Origin of the sequence: Corallococcus sicarius, from assembly GCF_003611735.1 — a bacterium.
Taxonomy (GTDB): domain Bacteria; phylum Myxococcota; class Myxococcia; order Myxococcales; family Myxococcaceae; genus Corallococcus; species Corallococcus sicarius.
The window spans coordinates 14,110-31,652 of record NZ_RAWG01000036.1; the positions used below are offsets into that span (position 1 = coordinate 14,110).

Consider the following 17,543-nt stretch of genomic DNA (forward strand, 5'->3'; position numbering starts at 1 on the left):
CCGGGTCGGGTGGTCCAGGCCCCCTGCCACCCCCACCCTACATCCTCCCGCGGGGAAGGGGGCTCCGCGCCCATGTCCGAGTCGACCGGCACCTTTCTGGGGGAGACCACACCCGTGCAGCACGAGTGGCTGCGCACGGTGCTCCACCTGCTGCCCGTGGCGGTCATCATCGTGGACACGGGCGGTCGCCTGCTCGCCGCCAACGCCGCCGCGGAGGCGCTGTGGGGGCCCCAGGCGCTGGAGGAGATGGGCCTGGAGCGCTACCACCTCTTCGAGGCCTACTGGCCCCACAGCGGCCGGCGGCTGCGCGGCGAGGAGTGGGCCACCGCGCGCACGCTGCGCACCGGCCAGACCATCACCAACGAGGAGGTGGACATCGTCGGGCGCGACAGCGCACGGCGGACCATCCTCAACTCGTCCGCGCCCCTCTACACGTCGGACGACCACCTGCTGGGCGCGGTGAACGTCAGCGTGGACATCACCGAGCGCAAGGCCACCGAGCGCGCGGAGTCCTTCGTCAGCGAGGCGAGCCGGCTGCTGGCCGAGTCCCTGGACTGGGAGACGACGCTCAAGGCCGTGGCGCGGCTGGCCACGCGCGAATGGGCCGACTACTGCATGGTGGACATGCTGGACACCGACGGCGGCCTGCACCGGCTGGCCGTCACCGCGAGGAACCCGGAGAAGCAGGCGCTGCTCGACCGGACGATGCCCTTCCCACCGCAGCATGGCGCGGACACGCCGCTCGCCCACGTGTTCGCGCAGGGCAAGCCCGTGCTGGTGGCCGACATCTCCGGGCCGTGGCTGGACCGGGTGGCGCGCACGCCCGAGCACCGCCTCCTGCTGGAAGAGCTGGCGCCGCGCTCGTCCATGCTGCTGCCCCTCGCGGTGGGCACGCGCCGCTTCGGCATCATCAACCTGGTCTCCGCGTCGCCCGCGCGCCGCTACACCCGGCGCGACCTGGCGTACGCCACGGAGTTCGCGCGACGGGCCGCCCTGGCGGTGGAGAGCGCCCGGCTGTACCGCGAGGCGCGCCAGGCCCTGCACGAGCGCGACACGTCGCTCGCGCTGCTGGAGGCGTTCTTCGCCGCCTCGCCGGTGGGCATGGGCTTCGTGGACCGGAACCTGCGCTACGTGCGGCTCAACAAGGTCGTCGCGGAAAACAACGGCATCCCGCTGGAGGCACACCTGGGCCGCACGCCGCGCGAGCTGATGGGAGAGGCGGGCGCGCCCATCGAGGACCTGCTGCGCCGGGTGCTGGAGACGGAGGAGCCCGTGATGGAGGACCCGGTGGAGTACACCCGGGGCCCGGAGCCCCGCGTCTTCCTGGCCACGTACTTCCCCGTGCGCACCGGCACGGAGCTGCTGGGCGTGGGCGGCGCGGTGCGCGAAGTGACTGAACAGCGCCGCATGGCGGACCACCTGCGCTTCCTGGCGGACGCGACCACGCGGCTGGCCACGTCGCTCGACTGGCGCACCACGGTGCGCAACATGGCGGAGCTGGTGGTGGAGCAGCTCGCGGACTACTGCCTGGTGGACATGCTGTCCGAGGACAGCGGCCAGCTGGAGCGCGTGGAGTACCAGAGCCAGGACGCCGTCCTCCAGGCGCTGCTGGAGAAGGCGATGCCGTTCGCGCCGCCGCACGGCACGCACACGCTGCTGCGCCGGGTGCTGGAGACGGGTCGGTCGGAGCTGGTGGCGGAGGTGGACAGCGCCGCGATGGACAGCTTCATCCTCAACGAAGAACACCGGCACATCCTGGAGCAGCTGAACCCGCGCTCGGTGATGGTCGTCCCGCTGGTGGCGCGCGGCCGCACGCTGGGGCTCATCAGCGCCGCGTCGTGCTCGCCCACGCGGCGCTTCAACGCGCGCGACCTGTCCGCGCTGGAGGACCTGGCCTGGCGCGCCGCGCTCGCGGTGGACAACGCCCGGCTGTACCGGAAGGCGGAGCAGGCCGTCGCCGCGCGCGACGAGTTCGTGGCGGTGGCGACGCACGAGCTGCGCACGCCCCTGTCCGCGCTGCACCTGCAGCTGTCGTCCCTGCAGCGCACGCTGGACAAGCAGCCGTCGGTGGAGGCGGAGCGGCTGGGCCAGGGGCTCGCGGGAGCGCTCCGGCAGGCGGACCGGCTGACGCGGCTGGTGGCGCACCTGTTCGACGTGGCGCGGCTGGGCACCGGGCAGATGGCGCTGGAGCTGGGCGCGGTGGAGCTGTCCGCGCTGGTGCACGCCCTGGTCGCGCGGATGGAGGAGGCGCTGGCCACCGCGGGCTGCGTGGCGGTGGTGCACGCGGACGCGCCGGTGGTGGCGATGGCGGACCGGCCGCGCGTGGAGCAGGTGCTGATGAACCTGCTCACCAACGCGATGAAGTACGCGCCGGGCCTGCCGGTGGAGCTGTACGTGGAGCGCGACGGGGACCAGGCCATCGTCGCCGTGCGGGACTGGGGCCCCGGCATCCCCCCGGAAGCGCGCGAGCGCATCTTCGAGCGCTTCACCCGGGCCACCGGGCAGCACGCGCGCGCGAGCCTGGGCCTGGGCCTCTACATCTCCCGGCAGCTCGCCCGCGCGCACGGCGGGGACCTGTACGTGGAGCCGCCGCCGGAGGGAGGCCCCGGCTCGCGCTTCGTGCTGCACCTGCCCCGGTGGAAGAAACCGTCCGGGCCACCCACACACTGAGCGCGGCGGGGCGAAGGCGGGCAGGCGCGGGGGTGTCGCACGGCGCCCACCTTGCCGCCCACCCCGGGGGCGCCGCTACGCTCCCGGGCCATGGACGACGTCCGGACCGAAGCAGCGCGTGGACGCTGGCGGTGGCTGCCCTGGGGGCTGCTGGCCGTCGGGGTGGCGGTGGCCTCCGGAGGCGCGTGGCTGGGCTCGCGCTCGCTGCAGGCGCTGGAGGCCCGGAGCGCGCAACTGGAGCACGAGGCCACCGAGTCCGAGGCCCACGTCGCGCAATTGCAGACGCTGCGGCAGGCCATGGAGCGCCGGCTGCGCACGCTGGAGCGCCAGCAGCAGCACGCGGAGTGGGGCAGCGCCGCGGCGCAGCTCCAGGCCCGGAGCGTGGAGGAGCAGCACACGCGGCGCGAGGCGGCGCTCGCGACCCTGGGCGCCGCGCTGAAGGACGCGCTCGCCGCCGGGGACGTGTCCCTGGACCTGGAGGACGACGCCCTGCGCATGGAGCTGTCCGAGCGGCTCCTCTTCGCCCCCGCGAGCACGGCGCTCACGCCCGAAGGGGCCTTGCTGCTGAAGCAGTCCGCGGGCGTGCTCCAGGGCGCCCTCGCCGACCACCGCGTGGCGGTGGAGGGCCACACCGACGAGGTGCTCCCGCCCGCGCCCGGCGCGCCCGCGTCCACCGCGTGGGAGCTGTCCGCCGCGCGCGCCGTGGCGGTGGTGCGCCACCTGGGTGAGCGCGAGCACGTGGCCCCGGAGCGCCTGAGCGCCACGGGTCACGCCGCGTACCGTCCGCTCGTCCCGGATGACAGCCCGCCCCACCGCGCGCGCAACCGGCGCGTCACGCTGCGGCTGTCCCCCACGCCGGTGACGCCGGAGAGCGTGGCCGTGGCGCGCACCGAACCGCCGCCGCGCCCCGTGAAGCGCACCGCGAAGGCCAAGGCGAAGAAGGTCGCCCGCCGCTGAAAGCGCGCGGATTTGAATAGAACCACCCGGCGCCACGTCGGGGGGACAGACGGGTTTCGTCCTTCCCCCGCCCTGGAGCCCCCGTGTCGTCCTTCCGCCCCGCGCTGTGCGCTGGACTCGTCACCGGTCTGCTGCTGGTCGCCCCCGCCGCCGAGGCGCGCTTCGGCAAGAAGACGGCGGACACCTCCGACAGCAAGGGCGACGCGAAGGTCCACAAGGCCACGCCCATCCAGCCGAGCACCCCGCACGAGGCGTCGGCGATCTCCGACGACGACGACGCGGACGACGACTGCTGCGATTCGCCGGCCCCCTCCTACTCGGCGCACCTCTACGACGACGCGCCCGGCGCCTCCTCCAGCACCTTGAGCCTCACCGAGGAGCAGGAGCTGGCGGCCATGGCGGTCCGGAACGTGCCCCCGCGTCCCCCCTCCCCGCCCATCGACGTGCGCATGGGCCTCAACGTCGGCGCCCTGGGCGGGGGCAGCTCGGGGGACGTGTTCCTCGGCATCGAGGGGACCGCGCTGGGCGTCAACTTCCAGGGCACGAAGCTGACCCTGCCCACCGACGACGGCACCCCGGGCACGGACGTCATCCACCTCGTGGCGACGCACATCACCTGGGCCGCCATCTCCACGGAGCGGCTGCGGCTGCGCGCGGAAGCCGGCTTCGCCATGGCGAGCGCACCGGACGTCTTCCTCGCGGGGCCCAGCCTCGCCACGTCCCTGGAGGTCTGCGTGGTGGGCCCCCTGGACCTGGAGGTGCGCGTGCAGGGCACGCCCGCCCCCTACCGGCAGCTCGACGCGCAGGCCGGCGTGGCGCTGCACCTGGGCGCCCTGATGCTGCGCGCGGGCTGGCGCGGGCTCATCCTGGACGACGCGGGCCTGGTGGACGGCGTCGCGCACGTGGACCGCTTCACCGGCCCCTACGGCGGCGCGGGCTTCGTCTTCTAGGGCGCGGCCAGGCTTCTGCCGGGGCCCTGGCCGGGCGCCCGGGGGCCGGCCGATGTCCTGGGGCGCACATGCCCCCTTCCGGACACCCTCCCCCACCCCGGGGCCTCTGGTGTCGCATGGGGTGCTGGGGGTTGAATATTCCGGGCGAGCAGGCGTCCAGATGCCGCGGCCCGGCCGGTGGGCCCGTGACGAGGAGGGGTTTGCCGTGGGCTTCAGGAAGACGCTGTGTGCCGCGCTCGCTGTCGGTGTCCTGCTGGGCGCGGGGCCCGCCGAGGCCCGCTTCGGCAAGCGCTCGAAGCCGAACGCCGCTGCCCCCAAGCCGTCCAAGGACGACAAGGACTCCCGGGACGACGACCGGTCCACCCACCGGGCCACGCCCATGGGCCGTCCCGCCGACGCCCCGGTCCGCTCCAGCGTGCGCGCCTCCGGGATGTCCTGGCTGGGCGTCCTCTTCGTGGGCGGCCCCGCCAGCTACCACCGCCGCGCCCGCGTGGGGCGCCCTGGCGTTCGCGCCGCCGCGCCCCCGCCCCTGGTGCACCTGAACCTGCAGGGCGACAGCTTCGGCGAGACGGGCGGCGCGCTGGGCCTCTACATGGCCCTGGACGGCCAGCGGTGGGGCATGGACGCGCGCGTCACCGGCATCGCACTGACGGCGGACGACGGCTCGAACGACATCGACCGGCTGACGCTCCTGGACGCCCACCTGACCATCTCCCCGTGGTCCAACCCGCGCGGCCGCTTCCGGCTGGAGGCCGGCTTCGCCAGCGCGCACGCCCCGGACGTCATCTTCGTGGGCCCCAGCTTCGCCGCGTCGCTGGCGGCGTGCATCGGGCCGACGCCGCTGGACCTGGAGGCTCGCATCCAGGTGGTGCCCTTCCCGCACCGCCAGGTGGACGCGCAGGCGGGCCTGGCGCTGCACCTGGGCGCGCTCAACCTGCGTGGCGGCTGGCGCACCCTGTACCTCAATGACGCCGGCCACCTGGACGGCGTCGTGCACGAGGACGCCTTCTCCGGCCCCTACCTGGGCCTGGGGCTCTCGTTCTGAGGGGTGAAACACTGAAACACTGAAACACTGAAACAACTCCCGGGGTCCCGTGACGTCGTGCGAACCCCGGGAGGCCGAAGCGGCCAGCCTGCGCCTCCCCTACTCCTCCGATGAGGCCGCGTAGGACGGGGTGGACGGCATCTCCGCCCCGGCGCCGTTGGACGCGCCCGCGCGCTTGGTCCGCTTGCGCGGCGGCGGGGCCAGCTTCGGCGGCATGCTGAAGACCCGCTCGTAGGCCTCCGGCGTGTTGATGTTCACGATGACGCCCGGGTCCTTCACGCTCATCCGGCGCGGCTGGAGCACCTGGATGGCCTTCTCCAGGTCCTCGCCCTCCGCCTGGACCAGCTTCTCCGCGGCCTCGCGGGAGAGCACCAGCGGCCAGCCGATGGCGTTGTCGTACTCCGGCCGCAGGGTCAGGGACCCCGTCCCGCCGCGGTCCATCTCCTTGAGCAGCGACTTGACCGTGTTCACTCGCAGCGCGGGCATGTCCACCGGGTGGACCAGCACCACGTCCGCGGCTTCGGCCAGGGCTGTCTCCAGGCCCGCCTTCACCGACGCCAGGACGCCCTTCTCCCAGTGCTCGCTCGCCACCAGCTCCATGCTGGGATGCTGTTCGCGCACCGCCTCCGCGTCGCTTCCCACCACGCCCAACACCCCACACCCCGCCTTCCCGAAGGTGGACGCCAGCGACTGAAGGAAGCTCTTGCCCCCCTCATGCTCGATGAGCGCCTTGGGGTGGGACATCCGCCGGGCCTTGCCCGCCGCCAGGATGATCGCCACTGCCTTCATGACCCGCCTCCTCCGCCCGCGGCGGAAAGCCGTGAGCACCGCTAACAGGCTGTTGACCTCCTTCCGGGATTGCAGCCCGCCCGCCAGTACGAGTCGTCAGACAGCCGCCAGTCACACGGTGAGGTGTTCGTTGTCGGCGCTTTGTGCAAGGGCGTGTGTCCACCACCTGTCAGCCGGCCTGCCCTCTGGACTTCCCCCCACCCGTCCGTCGCGCGGCTCCAGCCTTCGCCCTTCAATCATCAGTGCAGCCAACCGCTCGACGCCGCCAGGCGCAGCGGCGCCACGGGCTCGACGGTCGTTTCTTCCGGCGCGGCGAGCGCCTTGACGGTCAGAATTTCAGCCAGCCGCGCCAGCGGGCGGCGACGCGCCACGCGGTGCAGCTCGTCCTCGGACACCTCTCCGAGCAGCTCACCCCCACGCCCCTCCACCACGGGCAGCACCTGCACACCGTGGCGGTACATCTGCTGGAGCGCGCCCAGCACGGTGTCCTCGGGGAACAGCGTGATGGCGTGGGAGACGAGGTTCAGGAACTCAGGGCTGCGGCACATGGACACGTTGGGCCTCCGGTGCTCGGCGTTCGGGCGCCGTGTACCGGCAGGCCTTAGCAATCCGCTTGCCGAAGCCCCGGACCGGATCCGCGGCCCTACTTCTTCGCCGCCGGCTTCACCGACTCCACCAGCTTGCGGAAGCCCTTCTCCGCCCCGTTCACCGTCTTCTCCGGTCCGGTGAGCTTGTAGAAGAGCGCGCCCTCCGGCCCCTCCACGATGGCGCCCCGCAGCTTGAAGCCCGGCTTGGGCGCGGACGGTCCCATCATCGGGCCACCGCCCGCGTACGTGCCCTTCACCTCCACCGTGGTGACGGGCATTCCGTTCACCTTCTCCTGCTTCGTCTTCGCGTCCTTCTCCGGATCCACCGGCTTGCCGTCCGGCTTCTGGAACTGCGCCACCCAGCGCTTCACGTTCGCGTCCACCGCGCCGCCCTGGCCCGCGCCGAAGTAGAAGACGGCCAGCTCCGCGTCCTCCGCGTCGCCCTTCGCCGCCGGCACCTTGTAGGTCGCCGCGCGCATCGCCCGCGCGGGCTGGGCGGTCCACTCCGGGGGCGCGGTCCACGTCAGGCCCCCGGCCTCCTCCGCGCTCGCGCTCAACGCCACGGTCATCGCCAACACAGTCAGCAGTCGTTTCATGGGCCGGGAGCGTAACCGCGTTCCCGCGCGCCGCGCCGCATTGCGCACGCACGCACCGCGCGAGACGTCCACTCGTACCCGCACGGCGCCACCCCATGCCTGACTCGTCGCGTCAATCCCTCTCACTTTGTGACGGCCAGAGGGCGTGCTACTCACTCAATCGTTTCCAGCAGTACACCTTGGCTGGAGGGGAATCCCACCATGAAGAAATCGCTGTTCCTTGGGGCCATGGCCCTGGGAGCTGTTGCCTGCACGCCCGAGATCGCGCAGGAAGCTCCGAATACGAACGTTGGCCTCGCGGAGTTCGATCCCACGGGCTCTCCCGCCGTCGTTCCCTCCCCCAATGACCTGGCCATCCGGGATGGCTTGGTGAACGCGCCCATCAACCCGGCCGCGTCCCCCGCGGAGCAGGAGTTCACGCGCGACTACCTGAACTCGCTCAACGGGTTCCCGACGTCCGCGATTGCCTCCACCAAGGTGCAGGACCTGGATCCGCGCTCGCTGAGTGAGCGCACGGTGGTGTTCATCGACCTGAAGGCCGGGACGCCCATCGCGACGAAGCCCGTCACGCCGACCATCGCGTACAACGAGACGACGGACCTCATCAACATCATCCCCCCGGTGGATCCGAACACGGGCCTTCCGGCCTGGCCGAAGGGTGGCCGCTACGCGGTGGCGCTCATCGGCGGTGAGAACGGCCTGAAGACCAACGGCGGCAACCCGATCATCGGGTCGTCCACGTGGGCCTTCGCCAGCTCCGTGAAGCCGCTGGTCACCTGCGAGGACCTCACCTCGCCGGACTGCGCCCCGGCCACGGAGATCATCCCCTCCACCAAGACGGAGCCCGCCGAGCGGCTCGCCGCCCAGACCGCCAGCGCCCTGCAGTTGGAGCGGCTGCGCCGCGGCTACGCGCCCATCATCAAGGGCCTGGTGGACAAGGGCTTCAAGCGCGAGGACGTCGTCCTGCTGTGGACCTTCAGCGTCCTCGACCAGCCGGAGGCCACCATCAACCTGGCGGCCAACGCGCGGCTGCCCCTCATCGTCCCGTTCCCCAACGACCTGCTGCGCGTGCCGGCCACCGCCACGGCGCCCGCGCGCCTGAACTTCCCCATCCCGGCGCAGGACGGTCTGCAGAAGCAGCTGTTCACGGGCCTCAACACCCTGGACGGCTTCTCCACCACGGGCCCCACCGTGTCGGAGAACGGCGACGCGCACGGCGTGCTGGACGGCACGCAGTTCCGCGCGCCGACGGACGCTCCCGCCCCCCGCGTGGACGCGTCCTCGCTCGCTGCGGGCGTGAAGTTCTTCAAGCTCTCCAACCTGGACAAGGGCACGCAGCCAGACGTGGCGCCCTGCCTGGTGGAGAAGACCGGTGACTGCGGCACCAGCGTAGGCACCGCGGGCATCGTCGCCGTGCCCCAGCAGCTGCAGATCCGCCCGAACGCGCCGCTGGATGGCGCCACCCAGTACGGCGCGGTGCTGACCACGGAGCTGAAGGACACCCAGGGCCGCAGGGTCGCCCCGGCCACGGCCTTCGCGCTGATGCGTCTGGCCAACCCGGTGTTCGCCAACGGCAAGAGCACCATCTCCTCCGTGCCGGACGGGCTCGCGCAGGCGCTGGAGCCGGTGCGCGCGGCCTACAAGCCCTTCTTCGACGCGCTGGACAAGGCGGGCCTGAAGCGCTCGCAGATCGCCCTGGGCTGGTCGTTCACCACCCAGAGCACCACGTCCGTCCTCCAGGCGCTCTACACGCTGCCCACCGCGTTCGCGACCCCGACCGCGCCGAACTACGTGGTGCCCATCACGGATCAGGTGAAGGCGGTGATGGCCAGCCGGTCGTTCCCCAGCGGTAACATTGGCCCCATCTTCGAGGTGCAGGCCAACACGCCGTTCCTGCTCACGGGCCCCAGCGGCACGCTGAACCCGGGCGAGCCGCGTGCCACCCGCTACCCGTTCATGCTGTTCCTGCCCAAGACGGCGGCGCCCGCCGCGGGCTACCCGGTGGCGGTGTTCGGCCATGGTCTCACCAGCAACCGCACCACGGCGGTCATCCTCGCCGACAAGCTGACCGAGGCCGGCTACGCGGTCGCGGCCATGGACACAGTCTTCCACGGTGAGCGCAGCAACTGCGTGGGCTCCGCGGTGTTCCTCGGCGCGGCGACGGACGACGCCGCGTGCGCGGACCCCGCCAACCAGCGTTGCGAGAGCGACCCCACGAAGGTCTCCTACGGCCGCTGCGTGGCGCGCACCGAGGCCACCCGGGCAGCCTGTGATGCAACCGTCCGGGGCACCACGCCCGGGGATGTCTACTGCTCCGCCGTGCACTCGCAGGGCCGCTGCCTCGCGGACAACAAGTGTGAGGGTGGTACCTTCGCGCTTACGGCGGGGGCCCCGACGATCTCCGGCTGGAACCTCCTGAACCTGGGCAACCTGTTCGCCACGCGCGACAACTTCCGTCACTCGGTGGTGGACTTCGCCCAGTTCCAGCGCGTGCTGGCCAGCCCCGAGCTGTCCACGGCGCTCTCGACGACCTTCGGACCGCTGGGCGGCGCCAAGATTGACGCCACCAAGGTGGAGTACGTCGGCCAGAGCCTCGGCGGCATCCTGGGCACGTTGATCTCCAGCGTGTCCCCGAAGGTGAACCGCACGGTGCTCAACGCCCCGGCTGGCAACCTGACCGGCGTCCTGCTGACCTCCGAAGCCTTCAGCGGGCCGCGCACCGCGTTCCTCGCTCAGCTGGCCTCCGCGGACATCGACCCGGGCGAGCCGGCGTTCGACACCTTCATCGGCCTGGCGAACACCATCCTGGACCCGGCGGATCCCCGCAACTACGCCTACGGCCTGGAGAACACGCCGCTGGCGGGCACGGACCCGAACATCCACCGCGCCCTCATCCAGTACATCGTGGGTGACACGGTCCTCCCGAACCCGACCACGCTGTCGCTCATCAAGGCGGCCAACCGCGCCAAGGCTCCGCGCACGGTGGCCGAGTACCTGTTCCCCGCCGAGACCGCGAACCACATCTTCCTGGCCTCCAACGAGACGGCGCAGGACCAGGTCATCTCGTTCCTGAAGACCGGCACCGTGGCGGCGCAGTAACCGGCCCCCTGAGAGAGGACTCACACACCCATGAAAAAGACACTCTCCCTCGTGGCAATCCTGGCGGCCGGTACGAGCCAGGCCGCGGGTTTCCAGATTGACACCCACAGCGCTCGCGCCACCGGCACGGGCGGCGCCGCCACGGCCTGGCTGGAGGACTCCTCCGCCATCTATTACAACGCGGCCAACATCATCGGCGTGAAGAAGCTGGACATCACGATCGGTGACACGGGCATCCTGCCCAGCATCACCTTCCAGCGGACGGGTGCCCCGGAGGCCGAAGGGCAGAAGACGACCCTGTCGCCGCCGCCGCACCTGTTCGTCGTGTACAAGCCGTTCGACCGGGCGGCGTTCGGCGTGGGCGTGTTCACGCCCTACGGCGCGCGCAGCCGCTGGGAAGATGGCTTCAGCGGCCGCTTCCGCGGCTTCGAGTCGTCGCTGGCCACGTACTACATCAACCCCACGTTCGCGTATGAGCTCCACGAGCGCTTCCGCTTCGGCGTGGGTCTGGACATCGCGCGGGCCACCATCGAGCTGACGCGAGGCCTGAACTTCGTCAACAGCGAGGGCTCGCTCCACCTGGGCGGCGCGGACTGGGGCTCCGGCTTCAACGTCGGCGTGCAGGCCACGGTGCTGGACAACCTGAAGATGGGCCTGCACTACCGCAGCGCCATCGACATCGAGTTCCAGGGCAAGGCCGACTTCCAGAACATCCCGGTGGAGTTCCAGAGCCGCCTGAAGGACCAGACGGCCAAGGCGAGCGTCGTGCTGCCGTCCACCGTGACGGCGGGCCTGTCGTACGCGCCCATCGACCGGCTGATGCTGGCCTTCGACGCGAGCTGGGTGGACTGGTCCACCTTCTCGGCGCTGTCCATCCGCTTCGAGGACCCGGCCATCAACAACCCGATTCCCAAGCGCTGGCGCGCCAAGTGGAAGTACTCGCTGGGCGCCGAGTACGGCGTGACGGACGCGCTCCAGGTGCGCGGGGGCCTCGTGTACGACCCGTCCCCGAGCCCCGACTACACGCTGACGCCGGACCTGCCGGACGCCAACCGCATCAAGGCCACGGTGGGCCTGGGCTACCAGCTGCGCCCCTTCCGCGCGGACCTGGGCTACCAGTTCGTCGCGCTGTCGGACAAGCAGAGCACCGCGCCGGGCATGTCCGGCACGTACTCCGGCTCCGCGCACGTCTTCGGCCTGACGCTGGGCTTCTCTCCGCAGTAGTCGGCGGACAGTCCTGAAGCACCGGGAGCGCCCGGCCTCTTCCATGAGTGGAAGGGCCGGGCGCTTTCCGTTTACGGTGCCGGCCGTGAGCCCATCCAAGCCCGGCCGCAATGACCCGTGCCCCTGCGGCAGCGGGAAGAAGTACAAGGCCTGTCATGCCGCCGAGGACCGCGCGAAGGCCGCGCCGCCTCCCGCCGCCCCCGCCCATCCGCTGAAGCAGGACCTGGAGGGCGCCATGGCCCTCCTGGGCGACGCGGACGTGTCCCGCCTGTCCGCTGCTCTGGAGCACCTGGGCGTGCTCATCGCCGGCACCGGCCCCCTGCCGGGGCTGCGCTACGACGAGAAGGCCTTCAGCGAGCACGTGGGCCAGGCGCTCGCGAAGCTCGCGGCGCAGGAGGGCCTGGACGCGAGGGAGGCCCGGAACAGCCTGCGGGTGGGCGTGGTGCGGGAGCTGGGCACGCGCGGCTTCCAGGAGAAGCTGGGCGCGGGGCTGCTCGCGCAGGCGACCCGGAGCGGGCGCACGCCGGAGGAGCGCCGGGCGCTGTGCGTGGGGGCGCTGCTGGCCACCGCGGCGAAGAAGACGGGGCGGGTGCGGCCGGAGGACAACCCGGTGCTGGACGTGGTGTTCGACGTGCAGTTCCGCGAGTGGAGCCAGAAGCACGCGGAGGTGGTGCGCAAGTACGAGGCGCTCATCGCCGGCATGGAGCCGGAGGCCCTGACGCCGGAGGCCGCGGAGGCGCTGCGCCAGGCGGAGGCCGGCGAGCTGGACGCGCTGGTGAAGCACGTGCAGGCGGACCCCGCGCTGGTGGAGCGCATCTCACGCGAGGCGAAGGAGCGCGCGCAGCGGGTGGAGGCGAAGCTGCGCGACCCGGCCACGCCGTCCGTCTTCTCCCCGGAGGAGGAGCTGTGGCTCACCTGCGTGCTCTGGGAGCCCCTGCGCGCGATGAAGTCCCCGCCGGCGGACGCGCAAGGCAGGCGGGAGGTCATCGCGGGGCTCTTGCGCGCGGTGAAGGGCGCAGTGGATCCGGACTTCCTCGAAGGGATGCTGGAGCGGCTGCGCGCGGGCGCGAAGGACGCGGCCGCGGACGAGCCCACGCGCGAGTGGCTCACCGACGCGGCCATCGCCTTCGAGGCGGAGCCGGCGCGACTGGTGCTGGCGGCGCTGCTCACCTCGCGGCAGGAGGCGCGCGGGCGCTCGGCGGAGGAGCTGGTGGCGCTCGCGGACCTGAAGGCCCTGCCCGCGTGGACGCCGGAGCAGTTGGAGCCGTACCGGCAGCTCCTGGAGAAGGAGGGCCGCACGGGAGGCGCCGAGCGGATCCGCCGCGCGCAGGACTGGCTGCGCGAGCACCCGGTGAAGCTGGACTCGGAAGAGGCGCCTGGCTAGTCAGACGCGCAGGTCTGCCCCGGACATGGCCTTGGCGGTCTGCTGGAGGCGCTCCGTGCCCATGCGCATCAGCAGGCCCTTGAGGCCGGGCTGGCTGAGCAGGTGCCGCTCGAAGGCGGCGCGCTCCAGGCGCAGCACCACGCAGTCCGTCCGCGTGCGCACCGTCGCGGACACGGGCTTGTCCAAGAGCAGGGAGATTTCGCCGAACACGTCGCCCTCGCGCAGGTCAGGCAGCGCCACGGTGCGGCCCGGGGGCTGCTCCAGCGACAGCTGACACTGGCCTCGCAGCAACAGGTAGAAGGCGTCCCCCGGCTGGCCCTGCGTGAGCAGCACCTGTCCCGCCGGGATGGGGCGCAGGTCGAACTCGCGCGACATGGTCTGCTTCAGTTCGGGTGACAGCTTGCTGAACAGGGGGCTGGTCCGCAGCAGGTTCTCCACCAGCCGGCGCTGGTAGAAGGTATGCACCGCGAGGTCCACCTCCGGGTGCGCCGCGATGACGCGGGCCAGGTGCGCGCGCTTGAACTCCAGCAGCACGGTGCGCTCCGGCACCTCCACGCTCGCGAGCCTGGGGCCCTCCGACACCAGCGCCACGAACGCCTCGCGCCCCAGCCACGACAGGATGGGCACGCCGGCTTCGGGGCCCTCGGGTACCAGGGCGAAGGACGGGGCGGGGGCGCCGGGAGGCCGCGCGAAGCGCTCCGCCAAGGTGCGCACCGTCTGGGGCCGCGAGCCCCGGAGGCCCCGGGAGAGCACGGTGGCGGCCACCGCGCGCAGCAGGTCCCCGGCGCGGGTCCAGGCGAGCGCCGCGTCGTCGTAAGCCCGCGCGGCTTCGGGGGTGCGCTCCAGCCACTCGAGCAGCTCGGCGACGCGCTGGTGACCTTCCGGGTCACCCGGTTCGGCGCGCAGGGCCTCCTGGTAGCCGGCGAGCGCCGCTTCCAATTGCCCCTTCGAGGCCAGGGCCGCTGCCTGCGCCTTGAGGGACCGCGCCTGTGGGATTTCCGCCATGCCTGCCCTCTGTAGCCCAGGTGCGTGGCGCGCGCACGCGCCCGGCGGTCCCGCCGAGGTGTCGGTGGACACCACCTGCCAGGGGGGGCCCTTGTCACGTCAGGAATGACTTCGGGTGATGATGCCCGGCGGGGGGCCACGCCCGCGCCCGTGCGAGGAGGGGGGAAGCATGCCGATGACCCGGTTGAGACCCGAGGATGGAGACCTGCTCGAGCGGTACGGGCACCTCTACGACGACGTCATCCACTCGGTCCGGGTGGACTTCTCCGACCTGTCGCGCCCGCTGGGAGGCGCCGAGGTCGTCATCTACGCGCGCGAGGCGGGAGGCGGCCGGAAGTGGATCTACCTGCACCTGCGCTTCAGCGGCGTGAAGGCGTTCCAGTTCACCGACGGCGACCGGTCGTACCAGGTCCTCTCCGACGGCGGACGCCTCTCCTGGAAGGACGGCCGCGTCACGCTGGACCTGGATCCCGGTCCCGACGGCATCGACCCTCCGGATCCAACCCACGTCTCCCACTTCTTCATCACCGCGGATGCCTGTGATTGGGAGGAAGAGGCCCTCTGAGCGGCTCCCCCCACCGCTCATTCCGTACGGAGCGCTCGCATTCGTCGCTGAGGCCAGGATGAGTCCACGCAGTTGGACGGACATCCCGATTGCTGGATGCATGAGCGGTCAGGACGCGGCGAGGTCACCGTCACTACCCGCTGCGCGCCCCTTGGCAACCCACTTGCACTCCATTAGGCAGCCTCCGCCACTTCCCCAGGCGAGCATTTCCGGAGAATCCATGACCTCGTTGAAGTCTTCCCTGAGCTGTTTGCTCACGGGCCTGCTGCTCTGTTCCGCAGGTTGTGAATCGCCCGGCTCGTTCAATGCCAGCCTCCACATTGGAAGCAAGGCATCTGAGATTGTCTCTGGCGTGGAGCTTACGGGGGCCATGGTCACCGGCCGTCGGCATCATACGGCGACCTTGCTCAACAATGGCAAGGTCTTGGTCGCGGGAGGCAACCAGACGGTGAGCCTCACCAGCATTCCCGTGCAACTGTCTGAGCTGTATGATCCGGTGACAGGAAGTTGGACGAGCTCGGGATCAATGGTGGAAGTTCGCAACTACCACACAGCAACCAAATTGAACGACGGACGGGTGCTGGTGGTCGGCGGCTACGAGGGTGCGACCATGACTGCCGAACTCTACAATCCCGCCACGGGTGTCTGGTCTGCAACGGGCAGCCCGCCAGGGCCCAAGCGTTTCAGCCATGAAGCCGTTCTCCTGAGCAATGGAAAGGTCCTCGTCTCAGGCGGCAGCATCACGGACGCGGGGTACTCCGCCCTTGCGACAATCTATGACCCTGGGACAGGTACCTGGTCGGCCACAAGCAGCATGCAAAGCCCCCGCATCCATCACTCGCTCACCTTGCTGAAGAATGGTCGGGTACTTGCTGTCGGCGGAATGGGCCCTACCCCTGTCTATCCATTCATCTATTCGCTTTCAACGGCGGAAATCTATGACCCTGCCACAGGTACATGGTCCTTGACGGGAAGCATGGCACACGACCCGATCTTCCTGACTCCAGGGAGGAGGAGCCACGCGGCCGCGATCCTTCCCTCAGGCAAGGTCTTGGTTGCTGGAGGCTATTCGTCTGACGGATTTTTCGGTTTTGGCCCGATTGTCGCGAATGCGGAAGTCTATGACCCCGAAACGGGCACCTGGTCCCCAACCGGAAGCATGTCGGCAGGACGTTATGAACACGACCTGGCCATTTTGCCCTCGGGCAAGGTTCTGGTAGCAGGCGGGAAGATGTCAATATCCGACGGGTATGTTCCAACACCCGAAAAGGTCGAACTTTATGATCCAGTGACTGGCCTTTGGAGCACGGTGGGAACCCTGACGAATGCTCGTTTCGACTCCACCGCGACCGTCCTGGCCTCTGGACGCGTCCTGATCGCAGGAGGCTACCGCTACGACAGCGCCACCTCGAAGTATGTGTACATCTCCCAGGCCGAGCGCGTCGTCCTCCCATTCTGGAAGCCCGCAGGCAACATGGTGACCGCGCGGTTCGGACTGACCGCGACCCTGCTGCCCGGTGGAAGGGTGCTCACGGCGGGTGGATTCAATGGCACCAGCCCCGTCTCATCCGCTGACCTGCGTGACCCCACCACCGGGGCGTGGAGCGCCGCCGGGAGCATGACGGCAACCCGCCAGTTCCATGCAGCCACCCTGCTCTCGAACGGCAAGGTGCTCGTGACGGGTGGTTATGGGGATGAGGCCTATCGCTCTTCCACGGAGCTGTTCAACCCCACGACCGCCACCTGGGCCGCCACCGGCTCACTCACCCACCCGCGGCTGCAACATGTCGCAGTGAGGCTTGCCAACGGCAAGGTGCTCATCGCGGGCGGAGACACAGGGCTGGGCTACACCGCCTCCTCGGAGCTCTATGACCCGTCCCTGGGGAGCTGGACGCCGACTGGCAGCATGACTGTGGCGCGCACACACACCACCGCCGCGCTCCTACCCAACGGCAAGGTGCTCGTCGTGGGTGGCTATGACGGCAACGCGACCCTCGGCACCGCGGAGCTGTACGATCCCGCTACCGGAACCTGGTCTTCCGCAGGCACGCCCGGACAGGCCCGCGAGGGCGCAAGCGCCACCGTGCTGGCCAACGGGAAGGTGCTGGTCGCGGGAGGTACTGCTGAGAACCCGCTCAACACCGCGGAGTTCTATGACCCGGCCACCAACACGTGGACTCCCGCGCCCTCCCTGAACTCCTGGCGGGCGGATCACACCGCCGTCCGGATGGCGAATGGCGACGTGATGGTCGCGGGCGGATTCGGTATCGACACTGGCTACGGCCTGGATGCCTTCCTGGATTCGGTGGAGGTGTACGAGCCGGCTCAGGGCCGTTGGACGCGCACCACTCCGCTGGGCACCCTGCGCTACGCGGCGGAGGGCGTGCTGCTGCCGGATGGTCAGGTGCTTGTCATGGGCGGCTCGGATTTCGACGGCCCCGTCGCGACCACGGAGCTGTACCTGCCCTGATCAACTGATCAATCCAGGGCGCAGGGCAACGGGGCTGCATCCCCAAATCATCCACAACCCTCCCATCAAGAGCTGACCGGGCCCGCACCCATCGCGGGCCCGGATGCATCACCCTTTTCATTGGAGCAACCTGAAGTGCGCACTTCATCAAGACTCTTTTCCGTCGGCTCGCTGGGGCTCATCCTGGCGGCGGCTTGCGGCT

At 70.7% G+C, this 17,543-nt stretch carries 13 protein-coding genes; 9 read left to right on the top strand and 4 right to left on the bottom strand.

What is annotated here, in order from left to right; all coding sequences use genetic code 11:
• Positions 1 to 72: 72 nt before the first annotated feature.
• The 4 genes from D7X12_RS08050 to D7X12_RS08065 all read left to right on the top strand — a co-directional run bounded on the left by D7X12_RS08050 (position 73) and on the right by D7X12_RS08065 (position 5,622).
• Complete coding sequence (locus D7X12_RS08050; RefSeq protein WP_120624678.1) at positions 73 to 2,670, top strand: sensor histidine kinase; 2,598 nt, start codon at positions 73 to 75, stop codon at positions 2,668 to 2,670.
• Positions 2,671 to 2,760: 90 nt separating this feature from the next.
• Complete coding sequence (locus D7X12_RS08055) at positions 2,761 to 3,627, top strand: OmpA/MotB family protein (RefSeq protein ID WP_120624679.1); 867 nt, start codon at positions 2,761 to 2,763, stop codon at positions 3,625 to 3,627.
• A gap of 83 nt (positions 3,628 to 3,710) precedes the next feature.
• A complete protein-coding gene (locus D7X12_RS42855) occupies positions 3,711 to 4,577 on the top strand; it encodes a hypothetical protein (protein ID WP_158619999.1) in 867 nt (288 codons plus the stop codon).
• A gap of 205 nt (positions 4,578 to 4,782) precedes the next feature.
• Complete coding sequence (locus tag D7X12_RS08065) at positions 4,783 to 5,622, top strand: porin family protein (protein WP_120624680.1); 840 nt, start codon at positions 4,783 to 4,785, stop codon at positions 5,620 to 5,622.
• 99 nt (positions 5,623 to 5,721) lie between these two features.
• Here the strand turns inward: D7X12_RS08065 and D7X12_RS08070 are convergent, their stop codons facing one another.
• From D7X12_RS08070 to D7X12_RS08080, 3 genes are all read right to left on the bottom strand, one after another.
• A complete protein-coding gene (locus tag D7X12_RS08070) occupies positions 5,722 to 6,411 on the bottom strand; it encodes a nucleotidyltransferase family protein (RefSeq protein WP_120624681.1) in 690 nt (229 codons plus the stop codon).
• Positions 6,412 to 6,650: 239 nt separating this feature from the next.
• The gene (locus D7X12_RS08075; RefSeq protein WP_120624693.1) at positions 6,651 to 6,959 is read right to left on the bottom strand and encodes a CBS domain-containing protein; all 309 of its coding nucleotides are present in this window, start codon (positions 6,957 to 6,959) and stop codon (positions 6,651 to 6,653) included.
• A gap of 95 nt (positions 6,960 to 7,054) precedes the next feature.
• Entirely contained in the window at positions 7,055 to 7,594 is a 540-nt protein-coding gene (locus D7X12_RS08080) for a hypothetical protein (protein WP_208718881.1), read from the bottom strand.
• Between the two features lie 201 nt (positions 7,595 to 7,795).
• Between D7X12_RS08080 and D7X12_RS08085 the strand changes: the two genes are divergently transcribed.
• The 3 genes from D7X12_RS08085 (at position 7,796) to D7X12_RS08095 (ending at position 13,301) form a co-directional block, all read left to right on the top strand.
• Entirely contained in the window at positions 7,796 to 10,693 is a 2,898-nt protein-coding gene (locus D7X12_RS08085; RefSeq protein WP_120624683.1) for a hypothetical protein, read from the top strand.
• A 30-nt stretch (positions 10,694 to 10,723) separates the two neighbouring features.
• Positions 10,724 to 11,917: an OmpP1/FadL family transporter gene (locus D7X12_RS08090; protein ID WP_120624684.1), complete on the top strand. Its 1,194-nt coding sequence runs from the start codon at positions 10,724 to 10,726 to the stop codon at positions 11,915 to 11,917.
• A gap of 85 nt (positions 11,918 to 12,002) precedes the next feature.
• The gene (locus D7X12_RS08095) at positions 12,003 to 13,301 is read left to right on the top strand and encodes a YecA family protein (RefSeq protein WP_208718883.1); all 1,299 of its coding nucleotides are present in this window, start codon (positions 12,003 to 12,005) and stop codon (positions 13,299 to 13,301) included.
• On the opposite strand, the gene D7X12_RS08100 is transcribed toward D7X12_RS08095, so the two are convergent.
• Entirely contained in the window at positions 13,302 to 14,306 is a 1,005-nt protein-coding gene (locus D7X12_RS08100; RefSeq protein ID WP_120624686.1) for a Crp/Fnr family transcriptional regulator, read from the bottom strand.
• A gap of 169 nt (positions 14,307 to 14,475) precedes the next feature.
• Between D7X12_RS08100 and D7X12_RS42300 the strand changes: the two genes are divergently transcribed.
• Both D7X12_RS42300 and D7X12_RS08105 read left to right on the top strand, forming a co-directional pair.
• On the top strand, positions 14,476 to 14,871 hold the full coding sequence (locus tag D7X12_RS42300; RefSeq protein ID WP_147443575.1) for a hypothetical protein: 396 nt from the start codon (positions 14,476 to 14,478) through the stop codon (positions 14,869 to 14,871).
• A gap of 220 nt (positions 14,872 to 15,091) precedes the next feature.
• Positions 15,092 to 17,341 (top strand): Kelch repeat-containing protein, encoded by a 2,250-nt coding sequence (locus D7X12_RS08105; protein ID WP_158620000.1) that lies wholly within the window; start codon positions 15,092 to 15,094, stop codon positions 17,339 to 17,341.
• Positions 17,342 to 17,543: the final 202 nt, after the last annotated feature.

What these genes read in the sequence shown, in the direction of transcription:
- D7X12_RS08105 (WP_158620000.1), top strand. Translation starts at nt 15,092, where the DNA reads ATGACCTCGTTGAAGTCTTCCCTGAGCTGTTTGCTCACGGGCCTGCTG.
- D7X12_RS08090 (WP_120624684.1), top strand. Translation starts at nt 10,724, where the DNA reads ATGAAAAAGACACTCTCCCTCGTGGCAATCCTGGCGGCCGGTACGAGC.
- D7X12_RS08085 (WP_120624683.1), top strand. Translation starts at nt 7,796, where the DNA reads ATGAAGAAATCGCTGTTCCTTGGGGCCATGGCCCTGGGAGCTGTTGCC.
- D7X12_RS08100 (WP_120624686.1), bottom strand. Translation starts at nt 14,306, where the DNA reads ATGGCGGAAATCCCACAGGCGCGGTCCCTCAAGGCGCAGGCAGCGGCC.
- D7X12_RS08055 (WP_120624679.1), top strand. Translation starts at nt 2,761, where the DNA reads ATGGACGACGTCCGGACCGAAGCAGCGCGTGGACGCTGGCGGTGGCTG.
- D7X12_RS08050 (WP_120624678.1), top strand. Translation starts at nt 73, where the DNA reads ATGTCCGAGTCGACCGGCACCTTTCTGGGGGAGACCACACCCGTGCAG.
- D7X12_RS42300 (WP_147443575.1), top strand. Translation starts at nt 14,476, where the DNA reads ATGCCGATGACCCGGTTGAGACCCGAGGATGGAGACCTGCTCGAGCGG.
- D7X12_RS08070 (WP_120624681.1), bottom strand. Translation starts at nt 6,411, where the DNA reads ATGAAGGCAGTGGCGATCATCCTGGCGGCGGGCAAGGCCCGGCGGATG.
- D7X12_RS08075 (WP_120624693.1), bottom strand. Translation starts at nt 6,959, where the DNA reads ATGTGCCGCAGCCCTGAGTTCCTGAACCTCGTCTCCCACGCCATCACG.
- D7X12_RS08080 (WP_208718881.1), bottom strand. Translation starts at nt 7,594, where the DNA reads ATGAAACGACTGCTGACTGTGTTGGCGATGACCGTGGCGTTGAGCGCG.